General features: G+C 44.0%; 23 protein-coding genes. 15 read left to right on the top strand and 8 right to left on the bottom strand.

The window, feature by feature from the left end; all coding sequences use genetic code 11:
• Positions 1 to 57 precede the first annotated feature (57 nt).
• On the bottom strand, positions 58 to 699 hold the full coding sequence (gene pyrE / locus HGG78_RS15630; protein ID WP_172533449.1) for an orotate phosphoribosyltransferase: 642 nt from the start codon (positions 697 to 699) through the stop codon (positions 58 to 60).
• A 211-nt stretch (positions 700 to 910) separates the two neighbouring features.
• Positions 911 to 1,627, bottom strand: coding sequence for a ribonuclease PH (gene rph / locus HGG78_RS15635; RefSeq protein WP_053309718.1), 717 nt, complete (start codon positions 1,625 to 1,627; stop codon positions 911 to 913).
• Between the two features lie 169 nt (positions 1,628 to 1,796).
• Between rph and HGG78_RS15640 the strand changes: the two genes are divergently transcribed.
• Positions 1,797 to 2,663: a YicC/YloC family endoribonuclease gene (locus tag HGG78_RS15640; RefSeq protein ID WP_168524731.1), complete on the top strand. Its 867-nt coding sequence runs from the start codon at positions 1,797 to 1,799 to the stop codon at positions 2,661 to 2,663.
• 177 nt (positions 2,664 to 2,840) lie between these two features.
• Here HGG78_RS15640 and HGG78_RS15645 read toward each other — a convergent pair whose 3' ends face one another.
• On the bottom strand, positions 2,841 to 3,509 hold the full coding sequence (locus tag HGG78_RS15645; protein ID WP_172533450.1) for a response regulator transcription factor: 669 nt from the start codon (positions 3,507 to 3,509) through the stop codon (positions 2,841 to 2,843).
• Positions 3,510 to 3,936: 427 nt separating this feature from the next.
• Between HGG78_RS15645 and HGG78_RS15650 the strand changes: the two genes are divergently transcribed.
• The 6 genes from HGG78_RS15650 to HGG78_RS15675 all read left to right on the top strand — a co-directional run bounded on the left by HGG78_RS15650 (position 3,937) and on the right by HGG78_RS15675 (position 9,724).
• Positions 3,937 to 4,311, top strand: a complete 375-nt coding sequence (locus HGG78_RS15650; protein WP_172533451.1) for a hypothetical protein — start codon at positions 3,937 to 3,939, stop codon at positions 4,309 to 4,311.
• 86 nt (positions 4,312 to 4,397) lie between these two features.
• The gene (locus HGG78_RS15655; protein ID WP_053309727.1) at positions 4,398 to 4,892 is read left to right on the top strand and encodes a hypothetical protein; all 495 of its coding nucleotides are present in this window, start codon (positions 4,398 to 4,400) and stop codon (positions 4,890 to 4,892) included.
• Between the two features lie 57 nt (positions 4,893 to 4,949).
• Complete coding sequence (locus HGG78_RS15660) at positions 4,950 to 5,663, top strand: fimbrial biogenesis chaperone (protein WP_216835632.1); 714 nt, start codon at positions 4,950 to 4,952, stop codon at positions 5,661 to 5,663.
• An 11-nt stretch (positions 5,664 to 5,674) separates the two neighbouring features.
• A complete protein-coding gene (locus tag HGG78_RS15665; protein WP_172533452.1) occupies positions 5,675 to 6,382 on the top strand; it encodes a fimbrial biogenesis chaperone in 708 nt (235 codons plus the stop codon).
• Positions 6,379 to 8,847 (top strand): fimbria/pilus outer membrane usher protein, encoded by a 2,469-nt coding sequence (locus HGG78_RS15670; protein WP_422108891.1) that lies wholly within the window; start codon positions 6,379 to 6,381, stop codon positions 8,845 to 8,847. The genes HGG78_RS15665 and HGG78_RS15670 overlap by 4 nt, the downstream gene beginning before the upstream one ends.
• Positions 8,837 to 9,724, top strand: a complete 888-nt coding sequence (locus HGG78_RS15675) for a hypothetical protein (protein WP_172533453.1) — start codon at positions 8,837 to 8,839, stop codon at positions 9,722 to 9,724. Before HGG78_RS15670 ends, HGG78_RS15675 begins: the two co-directional genes overlap by 11 nt.
• A 224-nt stretch (positions 9,725 to 9,948) precedes the next feature.
• Here the strand turns inward: HGG78_RS15675 and murP are convergent, their stop codons facing one another.
• Positions 9,949 to 11,400, bottom strand: coding sequence for a PTS N-acetylmuramic acid transporter subunit IIBC (murP, locus tag HGG78_RS15680; protein WP_172533454.1), 1,452 nt, complete (start codon positions 11,398 to 11,400; stop codon positions 9,949 to 9,951).
• A gap of 34 nt (positions 11,401 to 11,434) precedes the next feature.
• Positions 11,435 to 12,337: an N-acetylmuramic acid 6-phosphate etherase gene (gene murQ, locus HGG78_RS15685; RefSeq protein WP_172533455.1), complete on the bottom strand. Its 903-nt coding sequence runs from the start codon at positions 12,335 to 12,337 to the stop codon at positions 11,435 to 11,437.
• A 241-nt stretch (positions 12,338 to 12,578) separates the two neighbouring features.
• Between murQ and HGG78_RS15690 the strand changes: the two genes are divergently transcribed.
• From HGG78_RS15690 to HGG78_RS15715, 6 genes are all read left to right on the top strand, one after another.
• Positions 12,579 to 13,427 carry an SIS domain-containing protein gene (locus HGG78_RS15690; protein WP_172533466.1) on the top strand — a complete coding sequence of 283 codons (849 nt, stop codon included), beginning with the start codon at positions 12,579 to 12,581 and terminating at the stop codon, positions 13,425 to 13,427.
• Between the two features lie 165 nt (positions 13,428 to 13,592).
• Positions 13,593 to 14,432: a 5-dehydro-4-deoxy-D-glucuronate isomerase gene (kduI, locus tag HGG78_RS15695; RefSeq protein WP_172533456.1), complete on the top strand. Its 840-nt coding sequence runs from the start codon at positions 13,593 to 13,595 to the stop codon at positions 14,430 to 14,432.
• 43 nt (positions 14,433 to 14,475) lie between these two features.
• Complete coding sequence (locus HGG78_RS15700; RefSeq protein ID WP_172533457.1) at positions 14,476 to 15,465, top strand: TRAP transporter substrate-binding protein; 990 nt, start codon at positions 14,476 to 14,478, stop codon at positions 15,463 to 15,465.
• A 52-nt stretch (positions 15,466 to 15,517) separates the two neighbouring features.
• Positions 15,518 to 16,042, top strand: coding sequence for a TRAP transporter small permease (locus tag HGG78_RS15705; protein WP_172533467.1), 525 nt, complete (start codon positions 15,518 to 15,520; stop codon positions 16,040 to 16,042).
• A gap of 11 nt (positions 16,043 to 16,053) precedes the next feature.
• On the top strand, positions 16,054 to 17,361 hold the full coding sequence (locus HGG78_RS15710) for a TRAP transporter large permease (RefSeq protein ID WP_172533458.1): 1,308 nt from the start codon (positions 16,054 to 16,056) through the stop codon (positions 17,359 to 17,361).
• 261 nt (positions 17,362 to 17,622) lie between these two features.
• Entirely contained in the window at positions 17,623 to 18,393 is a 771-nt protein-coding gene (locus HGG78_RS15715) for an IclR family transcriptional regulator (protein ID WP_172533459.1), read from the top strand.
• Between the two features lie 12 nt (positions 18,394 to 18,405).
• Here HGG78_RS15715 and HGG78_RS15720 read toward each other — a convergent pair whose 3' ends face one another.
• Together HGG78_RS15720 and recQ are read right to left on the bottom strand one after the other, a co-directional pair.
• Complete coding sequence (locus tag HGG78_RS15720; RefSeq protein ID WP_172533460.1) at positions 18,406 to 18,708, bottom strand: DUF3630 family protein; 303 nt, start codon at positions 18,706 to 18,708, stop codon at positions 18,406 to 18,408.
• Positions 18,701 to 20,539 (bottom strand): ATP-dependent DNA helicase RecQ, encoded by a 1,839-nt coding sequence (recQ, locus tag HGG78_RS15725; RefSeq protein WP_172533461.1) that lies wholly within the window; start codon positions 20,537 to 20,539, stop codon positions 18,701 to 18,703. The genes HGG78_RS15720 and recQ overlap by 8 nt, the downstream gene beginning before the upstream one ends.
• A 268-nt stretch (positions 20,540 to 20,807) precedes the next feature.
• Here recQ and rarD point away from each other — a divergent pair, with 268 nt between their 5' ends.
• The gene (gene rarD / locus HGG78_RS15730) at positions 20,808 to 21,737 is read left to right on the top strand and encodes an EamA family transporter RarD (RefSeq protein WP_172533462.1); all 930 of its coding nucleotides are present in this window, start codon (positions 20,808 to 20,810) and stop codon (positions 21,735 to 21,737) included.
• A gap of 15 nt (positions 21,738 to 21,752) precedes the next feature.
• Positions 21,753 to 22,412 (top strand): LysE family translocator, encoded by a 660-nt coding sequence (locus tag HGG78_RS15735; protein ID WP_172533463.1) that lies wholly within the window; start codon positions 21,753 to 21,755, stop codon positions 22,410 to 22,412.
• A gap of 105 nt (positions 22,413 to 22,517) precedes the next feature.
• On the opposite strand, the gene HGG78_RS18870 is transcribed toward HGG78_RS15735, so the two are convergent.
• Positions 22,518 to 22,730, bottom strand: a 213-nt coding sequence (locus HGG78_RS18870; protein WP_216835634.1) for a hypothetical protein, incomplete at its 5' end; no start/stop codon positions are given.

The raw sequence follows: 22,730 nt of genomic DNA on the forward strand, positions 1-22,730 counted from the left end.
AACTCGGGGCTTCTATTTTTCAATAAGTTGTTCTGCGATTAGCGAATAAGTTAATACTTAAATTCCGTACTGCGCACGATACGCTTTTACTGCGTCAAGGTGTGCGGCATCCGTACCCTTCTCTTCAAGGTAAGTCACAAGATCAGTCAAGCTTACAATCGATATAATCGCGCAACCAAAATCACGCTCTACTTCTTGAATGGCAGAAAGCTCACCTTTGCCTTTTTCTTGGCGGTCAATAGCCACCAAGACACCAGCAAGATCGGCACCGTTAGCTTGAATGATTTCCATTGACTCACGAATAGCAGTACCAGCGGTGATCACATCATCCACCAGCATAATACGCCCTTCTAATGCGCTACCCACTAAGTTACCGCCTTCACCGTGATCTTTCGCTTCTTTACGGTTAAAACAATATGGCGTATCAACATCATGATGATCAGCTAACCCCACTGCGGTAGTGGTCGCAATTGGGATCCCTTTGTACGCAGGGCCAAATAGCACATCAAACTCAATAGCAGAGTCAACCAACGCAGCGGCGTAAAAACGCCCTAAACGCGCCAAATCACGCCCAGTATTAAACAAGCCAGCGTTAAAGAAATAAGGGCTTTTACGACCTGACTTCAAAGTAAACTCGCCAAACTTCAACACTTCTTTCTCTAGTGCAAATTCAATAAATTCACGCTGGTACGCTTTCATGTTCTTCCTCTACGTTTATTCAATAAAACTTAATTAATTTAAACTCTTCTAGGTATCTTCTAAGTAGTCGTGCTTTCCGCTAGGCAACAAGCTTACGAAACCCGTGAGCTTACGTGTAGTAAGTGATTCGGGTGAGTAAGCGCAGTTAACAACGCGGAAGGCGCGAATACGACGAAGATAAAAAAATAGCCCCCAAATTGGGAGCTATAAACTATTCTGCCAGAGCCGCTTTCTGCGCCTCAACAATATCGGCAATGCCTTTCTTGGCAACGGCGAGTAAGTCCATCAGCTCTTCGTGGCTAAAGGGTTCGCCTTCTGCGGTACCTTGAATTTCGATCATCTTACCGTTTTCTGTCATCACCACATTCATGTCGGTATCGGCGGCTGAATCTTCCACGTACTCTAAATCACATAAGATGTTTTCACCCAAGATACCAACCGATACAGCAGCAACATGACCTTTCATTGGGTTCTTCTTCAATTTACCTTTTGCTACCAAATGAGCAAAAGCGTCAGCCATTGCCACACTTGCGCCAGTGATTGAAGCGGTGCGCGTACCGCCATCCGCTTGGATAACGTCACAGTCTACGGTGATCATCACTTCAGGCATGGCTTCCAAATCAACCACAGCACGTAGGCTACGAGCAATAAGACGTTGGATTTCCATAGTACGTCCACCTTGCTTACCATTCGCGGCTTCACGACGAGTACGTGAATGTGTTGCACGTGGCAACATGCCGTATTCAGCCGTAACCCAACCTTTACCCTGACCTTTTAGCCAGCGAGGAACCCCTTCTTCAACAGTGGCATTACACAACACTTTGGTATTGCCGAACTCAACCAATACTGAACCTTCAGCATAAGCGGTATAGTTGCGAGTAATTTTAATTGGGCGAACTTGATCTGCAGCGCGGTCGTTTGGACGCATAGTGCATCTACCTTTTATCGGGTGAGACGGAATCGATTGGGGCAAGATTATATAGGATTACGCGCCATGGCGCTAGATTAGCGTCTGTCGTGAACCTAGTACCTAAGAGCAGCTAGTGCTAACATATCTACCGTTTGATATTTCATCTTCGTCAGCAAAGGACAAATCAATGATTTACAGTATGACCGCGTACGCGCGCAAAGAAGTTAAAGGTGACTGGGGCACTGCTGTATGGGAAATTCGCTCGGTAAACCAACGTTATCTTGAAACCTATTTCCGCCTACCAGAGCAATTTCGTGGTCTTGAGCCTGTGCTACGCGAGCGTTTTCGTAAACGTTTAGCGCGCGGTAAAGTGGAATGTCACTTACGTTATGAAGCCAACCCAGCCGCTAAAAGTGAGTTGAATATTAACGAAGCGCTAGCCAACCAAGTAATCAAAGCGGCCAATCAGGTCATGCATCTAACTGGTGAATTAAGCCGTATTAACCCGTTCCAAATCATGCAGTGGCCGGGTGTAATGGAAACGCCAGAACAAGATATGGACACCATTAATAAAGAATTATTAGTGGCTTTTGATGAAGCAGTGGCTGAATTTATTGATGCTCGTGGCCGTGAAGGCGACAACATGAAAGCCTTGATTGAACAACGCCTTGATGCAATCAGCGATGAAGTGGTAAAAGTACGCGCGCGCATGCCAGAAATTCTACAATGGCAACGTGAGCGTCTATTTACCAAGTTTGAAGAAGCGAAAATTGAACTTGATGCCACGCGCGTTGAGCAAGAGCTTATTCTACTTGCGCAAAAATCAGATGTAGCTGAAGAGCTAGACCGCTTAGATTCTCACGTCAAAGAAGCGCGTAATGTGATGAAAAAAGGTGGCGCATGTGGCCGTAAACTCGACTTTATGATGCAAGAATTCAACCGTGAATCAAACACACTAGCATCAAAGTCAATCAGCACCGACATTACTGCCTCCGGCGTCGAGCTTAAAGTTCTAATTGAACAAATGCGTGAGCAGATCCAAAACATCGAATAGTTTTCTAGGTACTCATCATTAATCTTTAACGCCCTTATAATTAAGGGCGTTGCTGTGTTTAGTGTATATGTAATACCCACCCGCACAAATAAAACTAAGATCAGCATGCTTGAAAAGCACTGCCCTGCATAATGAATCTATTGGTAATAGAAAAGAGTTAACTACAAAATGAGATATTCATAATTGCACTTCCACGTCACCATGTTGGCGGACAAACCTGATTGCTTCGCGGCGGCAGTTGACGTTGATCTTCTTATACAGTTTATAGATGTGTGTTTTGACCGTGCTCTCAGCAACAAATAATTCATTTGCTATCTGTAGGTTAGAGCGACCACATACTAAACGATCGAGAATTTGCTTTTCACGCTTGGTCAATTCTTCTAAACCGTGTTGAGAAGACAAAGCATAAGGTTTGAGCTGATTGAGCATGCTTGCCATTAACTCACGTGGCAGCCACAAATTTCCATTCGCCACAGACTCCACACATCGAATCAAATGCTCGACCGGAGCATCTTCATAGAGAATGCCTTTTAAACACACCCATGGCGCAATTTCTTCAGTGCACAGATCTAACGGTACATTATAAATCACAAGATTTAGATTTAAGGTCATCGCTGAGAGCAAATGGTTATATAGCTGATCATTAATATAATCATAACCGATAAGAACTACGGCAATTTCATCCACGCTCTCATCTTGGCTAAATCTTTCTATATCCTGATGTTTTATCGAAAATTTATTACATTTACATAGCTCTCTTTGGATAAGCCTAGAATGAATATTTTTCCGTCCTAAGAACAACACCTTCTTTTCAGAATTTCGCTTATCTAATACTTTTCCTTCCATGGTTAGACCTCGGAATTAGTGAGTAGACCTATAAAATTAATTTAGCAACCAAACATAAATAGCAATGCTAATAATGTATATCATGATCGAATTTTTTTCTGTCTCTAAATTGAAACAAGTCACCATCAAATAGAACAAACAAATAACAACATGAAATATAAGAGTTAAATATTAAAACACAAAGACCTGCATGCTACTCAACTACTACTTTTAAAATTTACTCATTCTTCTTTAATACTCCACGTTAAATTTCCAGCCTTATAGTTACTGGCATGTTGTCAGCAGGTAAGGTTGCATTATGGGGGCTATAACAAAAAGCATTATTTTTTTTATTATCCCTCTCATTATTTTGAGCGAACAAGCTCTTGCTGTAAATAGTGAAAATTTATCATTAACGATTTCTGGCCATATAAAAAACCAATGTGAAATGAACTTTAGAACGGGCAATAAAATGGACTTTTCGAATGAGAAGATAAAGTCCCTGCCGTTTGATGTTTATTGCAATCAACCATTAAAGATGTCGATTTATTCAAAAAATGGTGGCTTACGGTTATTAGAATCCAGAAACAATTTACTCACTCAATACCAGCTAGATATCGCTATTCATTCAATCGGACTAAATGCATCACTATCAAGTGAAGATCTGCTGTCACCAACGGTTATTTACGGTTCAAGTGATATTCCATTTACCACTGAAGGGGTAATGCGAGTAACACTAGATGAAAACCTGCTGTATGCGGGCCATTACGAAGATGTCATTGAAATTGATGTGTATCCCTCACTTCATGACATCAGTAACTAGAAAACCTGCCTAACGGCAGAACAATGCCCTGTTTGGATTGGGGCTATAGCAAGTCACTCTTTCATTAAGTTAAAGGAATCTATCGTATGAAAAAGCTAACAATGTGTGCAGTTGCCGTATCAGCTCTATTTGGAACACAAGTAAACGCTGCATCTCTTCAATTAACTGGTTTTATTGAGCCCGTCTGTGAAATTACTGACCTATCAAGCCAAGCTCTTAACTTTGGGGCGGTAACGTCAGTACAAACCGCTCAAGATGATATTACAGTGAAATGTAACGATTCTGATGGTGCGACGATAACATTAACCAGTGTTGAAGGTGGTCTCGAATCAGATGATAACGAAGACTATGCCATCCCTTACACCGCGATCCTAACGCCATCAGTATCAGGTTTAGCACCGATTACTCTTAATGCACCTGGTGGTCCTGGCTTGAACAACGTGAGTGTTAGTGAGTCCTACAGCGGTTCAACTAGCTTAGCGACTGGGGTTTCAGCAACGCTATCGATTACTACAACCGCAACGGCGTTGTGGGCTGGTGGCTACTCAGACACGCTAACCGTTCAAATTACCGCGCAATAATAAAACAGTAGTAGTGGGAGGCTCCAGCCTCCCATTTGTAATCAAGGAGTGGTTCATATGTTCATAGCCAAATATCTCGGTTTGTTTGCATTATTGATAATGAGCTCTGTCGCTAACGCTTATAAAGTGCAGCCGATGGTGGCCGAAATTACCCCAGTTGGTAAGGGGTCACAAATGACAATGCGGATTGATAACACTAGCCAACAACCTTTGACAGTCGAGTTTATTCCGCTGTCGATGTCGATGGATGAGATGGGTAATGAGACAACCAAACTGGCAGATGATGACCTGCTAGTGATTCCAGTTACCGCGATAATCCCGCCAGGACGCTCCCAATCGGTGATGGTGCGCTATCTTGGTAACCCCTCTATTTCACAATCACAATCTTATCGGATTGCGGTAAAGCAAGTAAAAGTAGAGCGAGCTGACACCGACGAAACGGCTAGCATCGGTGTGCTGATGCAGTTTAATACCTTGCTCAATGTCAGACCTAAAAATACTAACCCTGCAATGAAAGTTGAGCGAGTCGAGCAGAAAGATGGCAAGTGGTTAGTTGAAATAACCAATGATGGTAAGAGTTACGGCCGCCTATCCAAAACCAATTGGCGAATCACCGATCACAATCAATCCCTCTTCCTACCAGGTAGCGATATTAGTAAGTTTCTTGCTGGTACGCTCATTTTACCAAAATCAAAACGCATCTTCGTGATGCAACCACCAGAAGGCTTTGATGCAAAGTCAACATCGATTGAAATTGAAAACATTGACTGAGCGAGGCATGAATGATGAAAGCGTGCTTACGATTTTTGGGGACGTGTATTATTTGTATCTTCAGCGCTTCAGCGCAAGCCATTATCATGTCGCCAACGGTACTAGAGATGGATACGCAAAGTGGCGGCATGGCGCAAGTGGTTGTCACCAACAACAGCACCCAAAAAGTACCGCTTGAAACCAGCCTACGTCGCCTGATTTTTCAGCCTGATGGTGGATTTATTTCACAACAAGTTGAAGACGGATCGTTACTATTTTTCCCGTTAGCGACGGTCTTGCAACCGGGTCAATCACAAGTCTTTCGCTTACAGTGGGTGGGCGCAGAACTCACCACCTCTGAAAGCTATTTTTTGCGTTTCAGTCAGCCGCTATTAGCCTCTGAATTTGCCAGTGATAGTAACGCTCTCACAAGCAACCTTTCTCAACATGACAGTGGCATTTCCGTACAAGTGAACTACAACGCTCTCGTACACATTTTTTCTAATAATCAGAACGCAAAAGTCAGCCTGCATGTTAGTGAAGATGGCTCCGTCACCTTGAAAAACAGTGGCAATCGTTATACCTACACAGAGCTATTGCACTTTTTTAATACTGAAAATCGTTGGCAAACAACACTTAATAAATCGTTAGGTGAACATTTCATTCCACCGATGTCATCGATAGTGATTACTCCAGTTCAACCCATTCCGGCTGGGGATTACCGTGGAATAGTGCAATGAAAACGGCACGAGGTGGTATTTATTGGCTGATATTATTCGGGCTATGCTGCCAAATGGTTTGGGCGCAAGAAAAAGTCGTCAAATTGAACCCGACAGGACGAGATATTGAGTTAGTATCGCTGTTGAAAGTGAGTGATGGTGTTATCGGTGAGGCGCAAATCACCATCACCGCTGATGATGACATTTTACTGCCCAAAGCCAGTACTCTAGCGCTTTTAGCTACCCTAGTTTCAGAGCAAGCCATTAATACCCTCAGTGAAGCCAGTCGTGGCGGTATGCTTTCTCAGCAAGATTTTCGTGCCGCAGGTCTTGCCTTAAATTTCGATTTTTCCAGCTTGGAATGTGTCATTATCGTCCCACCGGAACAACTGTTAACTCAACAACTTTCGCTATCCTCATCTCAAATAAATGCCAGTAAGCTCACCCCGGCTTTTGTCAGTGGTTACCTCAATATCAGCCTATCAGGCATGCAAAGCCAAGCTGTTGATAACGATGATTCACAACGCGAGACACTCTATAGCCACCGCTTTGACGCGGCGTTAAATATTGGCCCTGCTAATATCGAGTACGAATCAACTTATGAGAACGCCAATGATGAATCATCTATTTATGCGCGACAAGGAACACGCCTCAATGTCGACTTTCCTTCGCAAGGTACGCGATTAGTGATCGGTGATATGTTTAATGCCGGTAAAAACTTACAAGACAGCGTGGATATTTTAGGCATTGGCATTACCCGCGATTTCACCTTAATCCCGACCAGAAATGTTCGTCCTAAAGCGACACAATCTTTTACCTTACTGCGCACATCTAACGTCGATGTCGTGATTGACGGTGTCATCGTGCAACGCTTAACACTCAGCGCTGGCAGTTACAATTTAAATGACATTCCTTTGGCGCAAGGAAACAATGACATTGAACTTATCATCACTGACTCGACGGGTAAGCAAGAGCGAGTGCAATTCTCCGTTGCGACCGGTAATGACTTACTCAACAGTGGCGAGTTTGAATATAGCTTGGTCGCAGGGGTACCAAGTGAATTTGACGATAAGCAATTAGCTTATGAAACCTCGCAGCATGTAGTGCATGGTTACTTTGATGCCGGTGTTACGCCTTGGCTAACCTTAGGCGTCAATGCACAAAGTCGAGAGAAATTATATCAATATGGTGGCTCGTTACTGTTTGCTAGCCCTATCGGGGTGACTGAATTGCTCGCTTCAACCAGCCATCACCCAGATGTGGGCAATGGGCACGCATTTCGTGTTGCCTTCGACGCCGAGTTTGATGATAGCCATTCGCTCAATGCACAATGGAGCATCATTTATGACTATCAAAGCGATAATTTTGTTGGGATTAGAGATGTAGAAATAACCGATACGCCAGTCAATAGCGTTGAACATTACGTATCGATGTTTGGCTCTCTCGATATCACTCCGCGCCTGCGCGGCGCGATGTCAGCAACGTATAGTTCAGGCTCAGACCAAGACGATAACTATTGGTCTGTCAGCCCCAGTTTATCCGGCCCGCTGTTTGGCACGCCAGCAACGTGGAGTGCTCGCGTTGATTACCGAGATTATCAATACAATGATGATGAAGTGAATACATCACTAACATTAAGCTGGCCGCTCAGCCAAGCGACTCGCATCGTTGGCCGCTACGATAGCTCACAAGATAAAACCACCGCAGACATCACTTACCGTGAGGGAGAAGGGAACACAGGTGGCGTGCAAGCTTATACCACGCTCGTCAATGAAAGAGACAGCGACGCCAACCTTGACGCAGGGGTTAATTATACCGCTAACCGCTTTGAAGTGATCGCCGACCACACCACGCGTTATCAAGACTTTAGCGAAGATCAACGTACGCACAATACGCGCCTAGAAGTCTCCAGTGCGATTGCCTTTGCTGGAACCTCTGTCGCGGTCGGTCGCAGAGTGGGCGAAGCATTTGCTGTCATAAAAAAACACAGCAGTTTGGCTGAAAACAAAGTAGCGATTGACCCCGAAAGAAACAGTGAATACGCACGTGTTTATGGTCAATCAGATCGCAACTTTTTGGTCTCTGATCTGGTCGCCTACAACTCACAATTGGTGGGTTATGATGTGGAAGACCTCCCCCCCGGCTACGATCTTGGTGATGGTGCATTTCTACTTAACCCTGGTTACAACCAAGGTTACCAATTACAAATCGGTTCCGATGCCGTGCTCACTGTGATGGGTAATTTGATCGATCGTCAAACCAATCAACCTATCTCTTTAATCGCCGGCGTTGCTCACTATTTAGGTGATGCCAAACAAGAACCAATCGAATTTTTCACTAACCGTAAAGGACGCTTTGCGGTTTCCGGAATGCGCCCTGGCACCTATCTTCTTGAGCTCAATATGAAACAGAAACAATCATTAGAGATCACCATAGAAGCAGGCAGTGATGTATTGATCTTATTAGGAGATTTGTATGTGGATTAGCCGCTTAATCAATCAATGGGCTATCGCCCTATTCACGCTCATGGCCTCTCACTCGCTATACGCCAACTGCCAAGCAAGCCTTGTCAGTCTTGATGCCATTTCCTCGCAAAATAGCTATGACGTTTTCGCCACAGGGCAATCGGCGCTGGTACAAAATTACCGACTAAGAGCGGATATTCAAGGGGAGGAATGCAGTGTAGAGGTCGAACTTGATCTGGATAAAGGTGCTGGCGCTTTACGAGGCGCTAATCAGCAGCAAATCCAATTCGAGTGGCAAGGCAGTAATGGCTATCAAAAAGCAGGACGCTGGTATCTCACCTTATCAGAAAGTAAACCTGTCACGACATTTCAAATCAAGTACCCAGCAAAACAGTGGCTAGATGCTGGTCGATTTTCTGGCGAGTTAAAAGCAACACTCAGCGGGACATCGTTGTTACAGAATCAAAGCGAACAAGAGCTATCACTCAATATTGAGGCGGTCGTGCTACCGAGTGCCAAAATCCAGTTTTATGGGTTGTCACAGCAACATTATGACCTCGATATTGGTGAGCTGGCGGCGAATAAAGTCATACATTCCGCGCCCAAACTGTGGGTACAAAGTACGGCTAGTTATTCAATCTCGATTGAATCGATGCATCGGGGTGTAATGCGCCATCAATCAGCAGATGCTCAGTGGGATATTGGTTATCAAATGTTGCTTGATAACCAACCAATCGAACTAAGCAAGACGTCGTCTCAATGGCATTCCGATCAAGCCACAGCTGGCAGACCGATTCCAATCACCTTCATTGTCGGTGATACATACCGCAAACCCGGTGGAACCTATAACGATACTTTATATATATCGATCGAACCTAACCTAGCTCAGCAACCGTAATGGTGATTGAAACCAAAGCCATTACAATAAAAAAACACCTTTAGCGAACCCTTATCAATATACCCAAACAACTTGAAGTTGCAGGTAGGCGGCAAGTGAGTTCATCCCCATGAGCATAGATAAACTATGTGATTGGGGTGAAATAACGTAGCCAACACCGCTGCAGCTTCAAGTGGGAAGGGTATAAAGGTGCCGCTATTTCACACCTATAGGGGTTGGGTGAATCAGCTTAAATCAACATCTTTACAGCCAAAGAAATAAGTGGCGAGAAAGCCGACAACGTATGAAATCAAAAGGCCTCCGACAAACACCAACATCCCTGCAAAAATACCCTGCCCGGATGTCATCAATGGAACCGCGACAATACCCGATGGACCAAATACCGTATTCAAACCAACCGGTAAACCAAGGTAAGAGACTAAGCCGATAAAGAAACCACCCGCAGCGCCGCCAATACAGGCTGTCACAAAGGGTTTCACTCGCGGTAACGTCACACCATAAATGAGCGGCTCACCGATACCCAAAATACCAGGGATGATGGCACCTTTGACCTGAGTACGTAGCAACGCATCTTTTTTCGCTTTAAAGTAGAGCGCTAATGACGCACCCACTTGCCCACCACCAGCCATCGCCAAAATAGGAAACAGTGAGTTAAAACCTTGCACATCCATCAACGCAAAGTAAACCGGCACAAAACCTTGGTGGATACCAAACACCACCGAAATCAAGAATAAGCCGGATAACAACGCCGCACCAAACGGGTTATCGTTCAGGTTCAAAAACAGCCAAGACATGCCTTTAAAGAGTTCGCCACCAATTGGCATGATCACCAAGAAAGTCACTACCCCCATGATGAGCAAGGTCACCACTGAAGTTAAGATCATATCCAGATCATCCGGCATGTATTGGCGCACTTTACGCTCAACCTGAGCACCTAGAATCGACGCCAATAAAACACCGATGATGTTGCCACGCGGGTCAATGGTGAAACCAAAGAACTCATTCATACCCGAATAGATACCGGTTGTGGCTTCAGGGTTATAACCAAGCACAAATAGAGAAGCTAAAATCGCCCCATTAACCCCCGAACCACCAAACGCTTGCTGCGCGTTATAACCAATCAAGATGCTCAAGAAAGCAAATAGCCCTTTACCAAACACCTTCATATAAGCGATCAAATCAAGCATAAATTGACTTGGCGACTGGTCAATCACAAACATCTGCTCAAGCAATGTGGCAAAACCAAGCAATAAACCGGCAGCAATAAAACCGGGGATCAGCGGGGTAAAAATGGTCGCAAATTTGCTCAGAAAACGTTGAACACCACTGGTTTGCTTACTCTTCATCTGCTTTTTTTGTTCAGAAGCGATGGTCGATAAATCTTGGTTTTCAACATCAATCTCTGCCGCTACCGTTTCACCATTCGCCAGCATCTCATTCATCATTTCCGCTGCTGTTTGCGCTTTACCAGGGCCTAAAATAATTTGTAGCTGTTGGTCACTTTCTACCACTCCCATCACGCCGGGAATCGCTTTTATGGTTGCTTGATCAGCCAAGGCATTATTGTTCAATGTTAAACGTAAGCGTGTCATGCAGTTGCCACACTTGCTAATGTTACCGCTCCCACCCACTGCGCTCAGTAGTTTCACCATCATGCTTGAAGTTATTTTTGCCATTGGGACATCCTTTGGATAAATCCAGTCTTATTATTTATTGGTCGTTAAGTGCCGCGCGAATAAACCCATTATGCTTAGCGAGTTTTTGTGTCGCTTGCTCGGCATTCATATCGGCAAGAATCATTAAAATGGCGGTTTTACAGTGACGCTGACAAGCATTGAGCGCCTGTTCGGCTTGATCGCTATTACAGCCAGTTGCTTCAACAACAATGTTGTTTTGACGCTGAATTAACTTGGCATTGGTGGCTTCAACGTCGACCATCAAATTCCCAAACACCTTACCAGAGCGGATCATCGCACCGCTGGTCAGCATGTTGAGGATCAGCTTTTGCGCAGTGCCCGCTTTCATACGCGAAGAACCAGTAACCACCTCAGCGCCAACCACGGGGATAATCGCAATGTCGGCTTGTCGTTGCATCGCACATTGTGGGTTACATGCAATGGCCACCACCGTAGCCCCGACCGACTTGGCGTAAGCCATACCACCTAACACGTAAGGCGTACGGCCACTTGCCGCAATACCGACCACTACGTCTTTATCTGTTAGATGGAGATGTTTCAGGTCGTCCTGCCCAAGCTCGGTATTGTCTTCCGCGTTTTCAACCGCTTTGAGGATGGCCTGATGACCACCAGCAATTAAGCCCACCACCAGATCCGGATGGGAGCCATACGTCGGTGGGCATTCACTGGCATCTAAAATACCAAGACGGCCAGAAGTGCCCGCGCCCATATATATCAAGCGTCCTCCCGTTTGAAATGCTAATACGATTGCATCCACAGCTTGCGCAACTTGAGGTAACGTTTTCTCTACAGCGAACGCGACTTTTTGATCCTCACGATTAATCACTTGTAGCATTTCGAGTGTTGGAAGCGTGTCGATATCAGCACTGGCTGAATTGCGGCCTTCAGTGACCAGTTGGGTTAAATCAATTTTCATCACATTTTTCTCGCTAGGAATTCGAAACTGGGGCGATTCTATGGAATAAAATATTCCAATTAAGTGATAAAAATCACATCACAGGTTATTCTTTAGGCAGCGAATGAGTGGAATAATGGACACACTCGGTGTGACCAAAACAACAAAAATAAAACAAATAAACTTTAAATACAGTCACATGAAAATAGTTTTAATTATTTCCACATAGGAATAATTTATTCAAAAAAGTGAGAGGAAAATGATGTCTGTAATGAACAAGCTAATGAGCCGCCGTACGCAACTCTCTAGTAGTGGCTTAAAAATTGCGGATTGGATCATCGCTTATCCAGAAAAAGCCGCCACTGCCACAAGCCAAGCATTAGCTGAGCATGCTCAAGTGAGTCAATCCAGTATTGTAAAATTCACTCAAAAAATTGGTTTTAAGGGATATAGCGAATTCAAGTTGGCACTGGCAGAAGAGCTCGGCCGTAAGCAAGCAATGCACACCACCCCTTTGCACAGCAATATTTTGGTCGATGACCCCATCGCCGTCATTGCACAAAAATTGGTACAGGCTAAAACGGACGCCATGTTCCACACCACCAATGCGCTTTCATTTAGCCACTTTAACCAAGCCATTCAATGGATAAATTTGGCAAGCCGTGTACAAATAGTGGGAATTGGTGGCTCAGCCCTTACCGCAAAAGATTTAGCATTCAAGCTATTAAAATTAGGCATCACCGCATTAACCGAACAAGACAGCCACGTTCAAATTGCGACAGCACGGACTCTTTCGGCGCAAGATATCCAAATTGCGATTTCATTTTCTGGGGATAGGAAAGAAATTCTGGTGGCAGCAGAATCGGCCAAGGAGCAAGGTGCAAAGGTCATTGCCCTCACGTCACCAACCAAAAACCGATTACGCGAGCTGGCGGATCTCTCCTTTGACACCATCGCCGACGAAAGCCAACATCGCAGTTCTGCTATCGCTTCACGTACCGCTCAGAACGTCCTCACCGACCTGATATTTATCACCCTAGTTCAACAAAGAGATGAATCCGCTCGGCAGTTGATTGATGATATTTCATCGGACATTCGGCAGATTTTCTGAAACTATCCTGTCCTTGAGTTGATTGCAAATCGATCAATGTCATGAAAAGAAACAGTGGTTCATAAAAAATAACACCACCGATCACAAATACAATTATTTATATATGAACGATATTGATCGTATTTGAAATACGGGTAATCTGTTTTCATCATCAAGGAGACAGTTATGTTTATTAATTACAACAACAACCCCATCGACACTAAGCATTATGATACGACACGCTTAAGAGAAGAGTTTCTAACAGAAGAGCTCTTTAAAGAAGAAAGTATCGTCATGGTTTATAGCCACATTGATCGTGTTGTAGCGATGGGAGCTAGCCCTTCAATAAACACCTTGAAACTCAATGATTTTGTTGATGAAAAAGCATTTGGCACCGATTTTTTCTTACAACGCCGTGAATTAGGCATCATCAACCTTGGGGAAAAGGCCGAAGTTCGTTGTAAAAATCAGACTTATGTTCTCAACCATTTAGATGCACTTTATTTAGGTAAAGGAGAAGAGAATATTGAGTTTACATCGCTAGTCGATGGCAAGCTCGCAACGCTATATTGCTTAAGCGCGCCAGCTCACCATCAATATCCTTCAAGAATAATCAAGCGAAATGAAGCGAAACAAGTTGAGCTTGGCACACAACAACAAGCCAATGCTCGCATAATCAACCAATATTTACACCCAGACGTGTTACCAACTTGCCAACTATGCATGGGAGTCACGCACCTACAGACAGGCAGTGTCTGGAATACCATGCCAGCGCACACTCATGAAAGACGCATGGAAGCCTATTTGTATTTCAATATTAAACCAGAACAAGTTGTATTCCACTTTATGGGTGAGCCAAAAGAAACACGCCATATCGTGGTTCGTAACCAACAATTAATTTTGTCTCCAAGCTGGTCAATTCATTCAGGTTGTGGCACGCAAAACTACAGTTTTGTGTGGGGAATGCTAGGAGAAAACCAAACCTTTGACGATATGGATTTCGTTGATATGAACACTATCCGCTAATTCTAATACTTATAAATCTATACCTTACTTTGGAGACATCAAAATGTTTAAAACTAAAACGTTAAAACTTACCACTATTGCTGCTGTTGTTGGTAGTACTTTAAGTTTTTCATCATTAGTGAGCGCTGCGACTGAAATCAAAGCGGCGTTCAATCAATCAGACAAACACCCACAATATCTCGCCCTAAAAGAATTTGGCCAGAAGCTCAATCAAGAAACAGAAGGTCGCTACAAACTAACAATTTATCCAAATGAATTACTGGGTGATCAGCGTGCAGCACTTGAATTGGTGCAAAATGGAGCAATTCAACTCGCTGTTGTAGCAAACCCATTGGTAGAAAATTACGACAAAACTTTCCGTGTGATTGGTTTGCCGTACATTTACACAGGCCCACAACACCAAGAAAAAGTATTCACATCAGGCGAGCTTGATCCACTCTTCAGCTCTACATCCAAGTTTGGTTTTGAAGTACTGACAGCGTATACCGCTGGTGCACGTAGCATGTACACCAAAAATGGCCCAGTAAGAAACGTTGTTGACATGAAAGGTCAAAAAATTCGCGTTATGCAATCTGACACTATGATTAAAATGCTTTCTTGTATGGGCGGTACCGGTGTACCAATGAGCCAAGGTGAAGTATATACCGCAGTGCAGCAAGGCGTACTCGATGGTGCTGAAAACAATGAAATTACCTATGCCGATCTAAAACAATACGAAGTTGCACCTTACTTCTCAACAACTCGCCACCTAATGGTTCCAGATTTAGTGGTGGCAAGCAGCTACTTCATCTCTAGCATGTCAAAACAAGACCAAGCGACTCTAAAAAAATTGGCTAAAGAGAGTACGGTTGCACAGTTCAGCATGTGGAATCAACAAATTGAAACAGCAAAGAAAACAGCAATGGATAAAGGGGCAACCTTTACTGAAATTGATAACACACCATTCCAAGAAAGCTGTAAGAAACTGCAAGATGACCTAATTGAAACAGCAGAGCAAAAAGCCTTATTCAAAACAATTCAATCAATGCAGTAATACCAGTAATTAAGGCTGGATACTTTCCAGCCTTTTAAGGATTTGATAAGTGATGACCAATAACAATGGCTTTTTTAGTAAAGTCGAAACCCTAAAAAGCTGGGTAGATAAGATTGTTTCTAGCATTTGCATTGCCGTAGTGGGAGCAATGACAATACTGGTGACTTACCAAGTTGTAGCGCGATACTTATTTAATAGCCCCAGCGCAGTCAGTGAAGTGTTATCGCGATACCTCTTCATTTGGTTGATTCTATTCGGCAGTGCTTATGTTTTTGGATTACGCGAGCACATGGCAATCACATTTATTAAAGATAAATTTAGCGAAAAAACCAAAGTATATATCGAAATGTTCACTGAACTTGCTACGGTGGCTTTTGCTCTATCAATAATGATTTTTGGTGGTTACAGCAGTGCAGTACGTCAAATGTGGCAGCTTGATTCTGCATTACAAATTCCAATGGGCACGATTTACGCAGCCATTCCAATCAGTGGCGGATTAATGGTGTTCTACTTCTTGTACAACGAATTACGTTTATTCAGTCATTTACAACAACTGAACCGTTCAGTCACTCATTAAGAGGCTATGTTATGGATTTAGCATTAACAGCAGCCCTAATTATGTTTTGTGGTGCTCTATTTTTCCTAATTATTGGCGCCCCAATCAGTATTAGCGTTGGTATATCATCATTTGCCGCTATGTTGTCTATTTTACCCGCTCAAGGAGCGATGGTGACATCAGCACAGCGCATGTTTGTTGGCTTAGACTCTTTTGCTTTGCTCGCAATCCCTTTCTTCATATTGGCTGGCAACATTATGAATAATGGTGGTATCGCGATACGGCTTATCAATTTTTCAAAAATAATCAGTGGGTTTTTTCCTGGTTCACTTGCGCAAACTAACGTTGTTTCGAATATGTTGTTTGGCTCTATCAGTGGTTCAGGGGTGGCGTCAGCGGCTGCGGTTGGTGGCATTATGTCACCAATTCAAAAGAAAGAAGGCTATGACCCTGCATTCAGCACTGCGGTTAACATTGCTTCAGCACCAACTGGAATGTTGATTCCACCGAGTAATACTCTGATTGTTTACGCCACCGTCGCTGGCAGTGTTTCGGTTTCAGCACTATTCATGGGTGGCTATTTGCCAGGGATCTTATGGGGTTTAGGCGTCATGATCATGGCTGGCATTATGGCTAAACGTCGTGGTTATATTACTAAACACTCAATGACCTTAGCCGATTGTGCCAAAGTGACACTGGACGCGATTCCTAGCCTTTCACTGATTGTAGTGGTGATTGGTGGTATTTTAGGTGGAGTATTTACGGCTACTGAAGCATCAGCGATTGCAGTAGTTTACGCACTATTTTTGAGCCTCTGTTATCGAGGTATCGATTTAAAAAAATTGCCAAATATCTTTTTAAATACAGCTAAAATGTCGGCTATTGTTATCTTTATGCTAGCAACATCGTCCATCATGTCATGGGTAATGGCCTTTACTCAAATTCCAGGCATGATAGCTGATGGGCTACTTTCTCTAACCGATAATCCTATTATCATTTTATTGATAATCAATCTGGTGTTACTGTTTGTCGGCACCTTCATGGACCCAACACCGGCAGTCTTGATTTTTACCCCTATTTTCCTACCGATTTGTATGGGACTAGGCATGGATCCAGTACAGTTTGGTATTCTGTTGGTGTTTAACTTATCACTAGGGACGATTACGCCACCTGTAGGCCCAATATTATTTACCGGATGTAAAGTCAGTGGCATTAGCATTGATAGTGTTATCAAAACCTTGTTGCCATTCTTCGCTATTATCTTTTTAGTCTTGATGCTAGTGACTTATGTCCCTGCCATTTCAATGGCAATCCCTGAGATGATGGGGTTAATTAAGTAAGTTATTTACCATCCGTTTAAAAAGCGCCTCTTATGAGGCGCTTTTAGTTGATAACCCATCAATGATTGTATGTAATGCTTCTAGATGAGTTAATCTCCAACCTTATACCCAAACTACTTGGATTTGCAGGTAGACGACAAGTGAGTGCCCCCATGAGCATAGATAAACTATGTAATTGGGGGGAACGAACGCAGCCAACACCGTGGCGACTTCAAGTAGAATGGGGATAGTTTCTATATTACGTAATAATGATGCCCTTCAATGGAAAACAATAAGAAAACTGAATACAGAGCTCCAGCCTTAGAAAAAGGGTTAGAGATCTTAGAACTGCTAGCCTCTCATGAAGAGCCTTTAACTAAAAAGCAAATTGCCGATAAGCTAAACCGCAGCATCAATGAAATATTCCGGATGCTCTCCGTGCTTATCGAAAAACAGTACATTGAGTTTAATGACGACTCTTCTAGTTACTCTTTAACATTAAAAATGTTTGCCCTTTCCAACCAACATCCGCCCATTTCTCAACTTCTAAAGCGAGCAACACCTTTAATGGAGCAGCTATGCTATAAAGTCAACCAATCTTGCCATTTGTCCCGCTATAACAATGGAGAAATGGTAGTCATTGCGCGTCAAGAAAGCCCTTATAAAATGGGATTTGGTCTCAGGTTAGGGTCACGAATTGATGTCTGTTCATCTGGGTCTGGTATTGTATTAATAAGTTTCAGTTCAGAACAACAACGGGCAGAAATTTTATCCAAAGCAGTAGCAACCAAAGAAGAGATAAGCCATGCCCTCAGCCATGTAGAAGACACGCTCACAAATGGGTTTTATGTTGGGGCTAGTCCTCAAATATCAGGCGTAACCAATATTAGCGCACCGATTTTTGGCGTCCAAGGCGATATTTTTGCAGTAATCACCATTCCATTCATGACTCTGAACTCTCGCACCGTACATCACCACATTGAAGATATTGAAAATACGAGAATTGAACTGCTAAAAGTGGCCAAACAGCTCAGCCAAAACTTAATAAGTTAGGTCGTGGTGGCCTTACACACCACGAGCAAAAAGCTGCGCCAAGAAATCCATCTCTTGTTGGCTCTCTTTTATTGACAGTGCTTCTAACCACATACATTCGCTGTAATGTTCTGCTTTCAGAAATAGCTGACAACCTTCAAAGTCAATCAACCATGAATGAATGTCAGCGTCCCGCTGTTTTTCAATGACGCTTGCCGAAAGCAAATCAACCAAACGCTCCCCAAATTGAGGAAAAGTATCAAAATCAAAACGTGGGGCGCTCAGGATCAGTCGCCCTTCCTCTTGCAGATAATGCGCTAAACCAAACTCAACCATGGTGGGTTAAATGCTCCTGAATTAAGTCTAAAAATGGGTCGGCATATTTTTCAAGTTTGCGTTGTCCCACCCCATTAACCGCCAACATTTCACCGTAAGAAGTCGGCAAGATCTCAGCCATATCGATCAAGGTGGCATCACTAAACACTACGTAAGGAGGCAGACCATCTTCATCGGCGATCGATTTACGCAACTTTCGCAACTTAGCAAACAGGGCTTTATCGTAATTCTTATTCGACAATTTATCTGATTTCGCAGCGCGAGCCGCGGTATCAAGCCTTGGGATCGCAAGCTCTAACGACATTTCACCACGCAATAATGGCCGCGCTTCTTCGGTAAGCTGCAAGGTCGAGTTGCGGGTGATATTTTGTTGCAGCAATCCTTTGTGGATCAACTGACGAAAAATACTGACCCAGTAGTCATGGCTGTGATCTCGCCCGATGCCATAAGTGGTGAGCTTATCGTGGCCGTTTTCACGAATACGGATATTTTGCATGCCGCGCATCACTTCCACCACATAGCCAATACCAAACCCTTGATTGACACGATAAACACACGATAACGCTTTTTGTGCCTCTTGCGTGGCATCGAAATGTTTGGGTGGATCTAAGCAAATATCGCAGTTACCACAAGGCTTCTCACGATACTCACCAAAATAATTCAGCAGTACTTGGCGACGACAAGTTTGCGCTTCGGCAAACGCACTCATTGCACCAAGCTTGTGGCTTTCGACCTGTTTTTGTGGCCCTTCTGGTTTTTCATCTAACATGCGACGAAGCCAGCTAATATCGGCCGGGTCGTAAAGCATCATCGCTTCAGCCGGTAAGCCATCACGCCCTGCTCGCCCTGTTTCTTGGTAATACGATTCAATGTTGCGTGGTATATCAAAATGAGCCACAAAGCGTACATTAGGTTTATTGATCCCCATGCCAAACGCCACCGTTGCCACCACGATTTGAATGTCATCACGTTGGAAAGCTTCTTGTACATAAGCGCGTTCATCTGCATCCATCCCCGCATGGTAACTGGCTGCGCGAATGTGGTTGTTGCACAGTTTTTCGGTCAGCATTTCAACCTTTTTACGGCTACCACAATAGATGATGCCGCAATGACCTTTCTGGGTATCGAGGTAACGGATAATTTGCGAAACCGGCTTATGTTTTTCCACCAAGGTGTAGCGGATATTAGGGCGATCAAAACTGCCCAAATAAACATGAGGCTCTTGCAGTTGTAGACGATGTAAAATGTCGCTACGGGTAGCATCATCGGCCGTAGCGGTTAACGCCATAAATGGCACATGGGAAAATTGCTGCTTCAACTGACCCAGGGCGGCATATTCAGGACGAAAATCATGCCCCCACTGCGAAATACAGTGCGCTTCATCAACTGCAATCATGGCTAAAGGTAAGCTTTGTAAACGCTCGATAAAATCACGCATCAATACACGTTCTGGCGAGACATAAATCAGCTTTAGCTGCCCTGAATTCATACGGTTATAAACCGAAATCAACGCCTCTCGTGACATGGTTGAATTGACACATTCAGCCGCCACGCCGTTGGCTTTTAGTTGGTCTACTTGATCTTTCATCAGAGAAATCAGCGGCGAAATGACCAAGGTAATGCCATCTTTCACTAACGCGGGGATCTGATAACAGAGCGATTTACCGCCACCGGTGGGCATAATCACCAAGCTATCTTGCCCGGCTAATGCCGCTTCAATGACCTCTTGCTGACCAACGCGAAAAGTCTGATAACCAAAAACAGTCTGTAAAATACTGCTTGAACTATCAGGCGCGGGATCAGCTTGTTGAGCAATTAAAGTGGCGGTCATGAAGTTTCCAAGGTGGTAGTGATAAGCAACGGCAGCGGAGCTTGTTCAAGTCCAAGCAACAAAGCGTCTTATTGTAGTGGTGTTCGATGGTGAATAAAACCGCAAAATGTGTCTGCTATACAATTGATCGGCGTTGTCATGCTTTCTCACCAACTGTGCTGGCCAGCCACTTGAGCGTATTTACAAAGATGCAACTAAAACGCGGATAGGTATATACTGTCGAATCGTTTCGCTACACAGCGATCAACCCCTCCGAGAAAGATAGTAAATGACTCCAGAAGAAGAACAGCAACGCTCACGACAGGGTGTTCTATTAGCCATCGGCGCTTATACCATGTGGGGCATTGCTCCTATTTATTTTAAAGCGATCGGCGCGGTTTCCGCATTAGAAATCCTCAGCCACCGCGTCGTCTGGTCATTTTTCTTGCTCGCTGCATTATTACATTTTGGTCGTAACTGGCGCAGCGTACGCGATGTGATGAGCAACAAAAGTAAAATGCTCTACTTAGTCACGACCTCACTTTTGGTTGGCACCAACTGGCTTATTTTTATCTGGGCGGTCAATGCCAACCACATGTTAGATGCCAGTTTAGGCTACTACATAAACCCGCTATTGAATGTGGTGCTTGGAATGCTATTTCTTGGCGAGCGGCTACGTAAACTGCAATGGGTCGCCGTTGCACTGGCAGCGATCGGCGTTGCCATTCAACTAGTGGTCTTTGGCTCGGTGCCCGTAGTGGCCATCGCATTAGCCACCACCTTTGGTTTTTATGGGCTACTGCGTAAAAAAGTGGCGCTGGATGCACAAACCGGTCTGTTTATTGAAACCTTAGTGATGTTACCTGCCGCGGCCATTTATCTGCTCTTTATTGCCGATTCAGCCACCTCAAACATGGCGACTAACCCCACAAGTCTTAACATTTTACTGGTTGCAGCCGGGGTTATCACCACTCTGCCACTGTTGTGTTTTACTGGAGCTGCGACCCGCTTAAAACTGTCTACGCTGGGCTTTTTCCAGTATATCGGCCCAAGCTTGATGTTTTTACTCGCCGTTTTAGTTTATGGCGAAGCCTTTACTAGTGACAAAGCGATCACTTTTGGCTTTATTTGGGGAGCATTAGTATTGTTCAGCTTTGATGGTTTGACCTACAAGAAAAAGCCTGTACCGAAAACAACCACAATCTCATCAAGACTCTAGAGAAATAGCTATTACATGAACGAAGCCAGTATTTTAATTACCCTCGCTAGTGTCCACTTTGTTGCACTGATGAGTCCAGGGCCTGATGTCGCGTTGGTAGTACAAAACGCCACGCGCTATGGTCGCCAAACCGGCGTATTCATTGCGCTTGGTTTATCGTGCGGCATTTTATTCCACTCCCTACTCAGCTTGACGGGTGTGAGTTACCTAGTGCACCAGCACCCAACCCTCTTTGCCATTCTGCAATTGGCTGGCGGTAGCTACCTACTTTACCTTGGAATAGGAGCATTGAAGGCTACATACACTCAGTGGATAAGCCCTTCAAGTAACGAGATCATCGAAAACTCTGCGTTATTGTTGAGTAATAAACGCCAAGCTTTCTCTCGTGGCTTCATGACTAATATCCTTAATCCCAAAGCTTTGGTGTTTTTTATCAGCCTGATGTCGAGTTTAGTCCCCGCTGGCATGTCACTATCCGGTAAGGCAAGCGCACTACTGATTCTATGGGGGCTTTCATTGCTGTGGTTTGCTAGCCTTGCTTGGATGCTGTCGACTAAGCGATTACAAAAGCGTTTACAATCACTTAGCACCTATATTGATGGCCTGTGTGGGGTTATTTTCACCGCTATTGGTGGGCTTATTGTACTGCAAGCATTCACAGCATTTGCAGCCTAATGCAGTGATCAACGCTCCTTCTTGTGCGAGATCTCTTACAAACGGGTGAGCAAATATCGCTTTTTCCATGGATGAAATGTCCATAAAACACTCTAAGTATTTGATTTATAATAAACCGAACGCTGTGAACCAAAAAAAATTATTACGAAATCGTTTTCCTAGCATTGCCGATAAATTAGAGATGGGTAATAGGGGTTTGAAGTCCAACGGTACAGAAAACAACGCTAAGGGGGTTAACAGACTGATATTAATCATATTATTCTCTGTGAAGTCCAATGGAACGAAAACGTACGATAAGGCGTTAATGTATTGCGTCCC

Origin of the sequence: Vibrio aestuarianus (assembly GCF_012395185.1) — a bacterium.
In the GTDB taxonomy this organism is placed as follows: Bacteria; Pseudomonadota; Gammaproteobacteria; order Enterobacterales; family Vibrionaceae; genus Vibrio; species Vibrio aestuarianus.

Coding starts and splice junctions, on each gene's coding strand:
- HGG78_RS15660 (WP_216835632.1), top strand. CDS start 4,950: ATGTTCATAGCCAAATATCTCGGTTTGTTTGCATTATTGATAATGAGC.
- murP (WP_172533454.1), bottom strand. CDS start 11,400: ATGGCAAAAATAACTTCAAGCATGATGGTGAAACTACTGAGCGCAGTG.
- HGG78_RS15735 (WP_172533463.1), top strand. CDS start 21,753: ATGAACGAAGCCAGTATTTTAATTACCCTCGCTAGTGTCCACTTTGTT.
- HGG78_RS15690 (WP_172533466.1), top strand. CDS start 12,579: ATGTCTGTAATGAACAAGCTAATGAGCCGCCGTACGCAACTCTCTAGT.
- HGG78_RS15705 (WP_172533467.1), top strand. CDS start 15,518: ATGACCAATAACAATGGCTTTTTTAGTAAAGTCGAAACCCTAAAAAGC.
- HGG78_RS15665 (WP_172533452.1), top strand. CDS start 5,675: ATGATGAAAGCGTGCTTACGATTTTTGGGGACGTGTATTATTTGTATC.
- recQ (WP_172533461.1), bottom strand. CDS start 20,539: ATGACCGCCACTTTAATTGCTCAACAAGCTGATCCCGCGCCTGATAGT.
- HGG78_RS15700 (WP_172533457.1), top strand. CDS start 14,476: ATGTTTAAAACTAAAACGTTAAAACTTACCACTATTGCTGCTGTTGTT.
- HGG78_RS15650 (WP_172533451.1), top strand. CDS start 3,937: ATGAACTTTAGAACGGGCAATAAAATGGACTTTTCGAATGAGAAGATA.
- murQ (WP_172533455.1), bottom strand. CDS start 12,337: ATGAAAATTGATTTAACCCAACTGGTCACTGAAGGCCGCAATTCAGCC.
- pyrE (WP_172533449.1), bottom strand. CDS start 699: ATGAAAGCGTACCAGCGTGAATTTATTGAATTTGCACTAGAGAAAGAA.
- HGG78_RS15675 (WP_172533453.1), top strand. CDS start 8,837: ATGTGGATTAGCCGCTTAATCAATCAATGGGCTATCGCCCTATTCACG.
- rph (WP_053309718.1), bottom strand. CDS start 1,627: ATGCGTCCAAACGACCGCGCTGCAGATCAAGTTCGCCCAATTAAAATT.
- HGG78_RS15655 (WP_053309727.1), top strand. CDS start 4,398: ATGAAAAAGCTAACAATGTGTGCAGTTGCCGTATCAGCTCTATTTGGA.
- HGG78_RS15645 (WP_172533450.1), bottom strand. CDS start 3,509: ATGGAAGGAAAAGTATTAGATAAGCGAAATTCTGAAAAGAAGGTGTTG.
- HGG78_RS15715 (WP_172533459.1), top strand. CDS start 17,623: ATGGAAAACAATAAGAAAACTGAATACAGAGCTCCAGCCTTAGAAAAA.
- HGG78_RS15670 (WP_422108891.1), top strand. CDS start 6,379: ATGAAAACGGCACGAGGTGGTATTTATTGGCTGATATTATTCGGGCTA.
- HGG78_RS15710 (WP_172533458.1), top strand. CDS start 16,054: ATGGATTTAGCATTAACAGCAGCCCTAATTATGTTTTGTGGTGCTCTA.
- HGG78_RS15720 (WP_172533460.1), bottom strand. CDS start 18,708: ATGGTTGAGTTTGGTTTAGCGCATTATCTGCAAGAGGAAGGGCGACTG.
- rarD (WP_172533462.1), top strand. CDS start 20,808: ATGACTCCAGAAGAAGAACAGCAACGCTCACGACAGGGTGTTCTATTA.
- kduI (WP_172533456.1), top strand. CDS start 13,593: ATGTTTATTAATTACAACAACAACCCCATCGACACTAAGCATTATGAT.
- HGG78_RS15640 (WP_168524731.1), top strand. CDS start 1,797: ATGATTTACAGTATGACCGCGTACGCGCGCAAAGAAGTTAAAGGTGAC.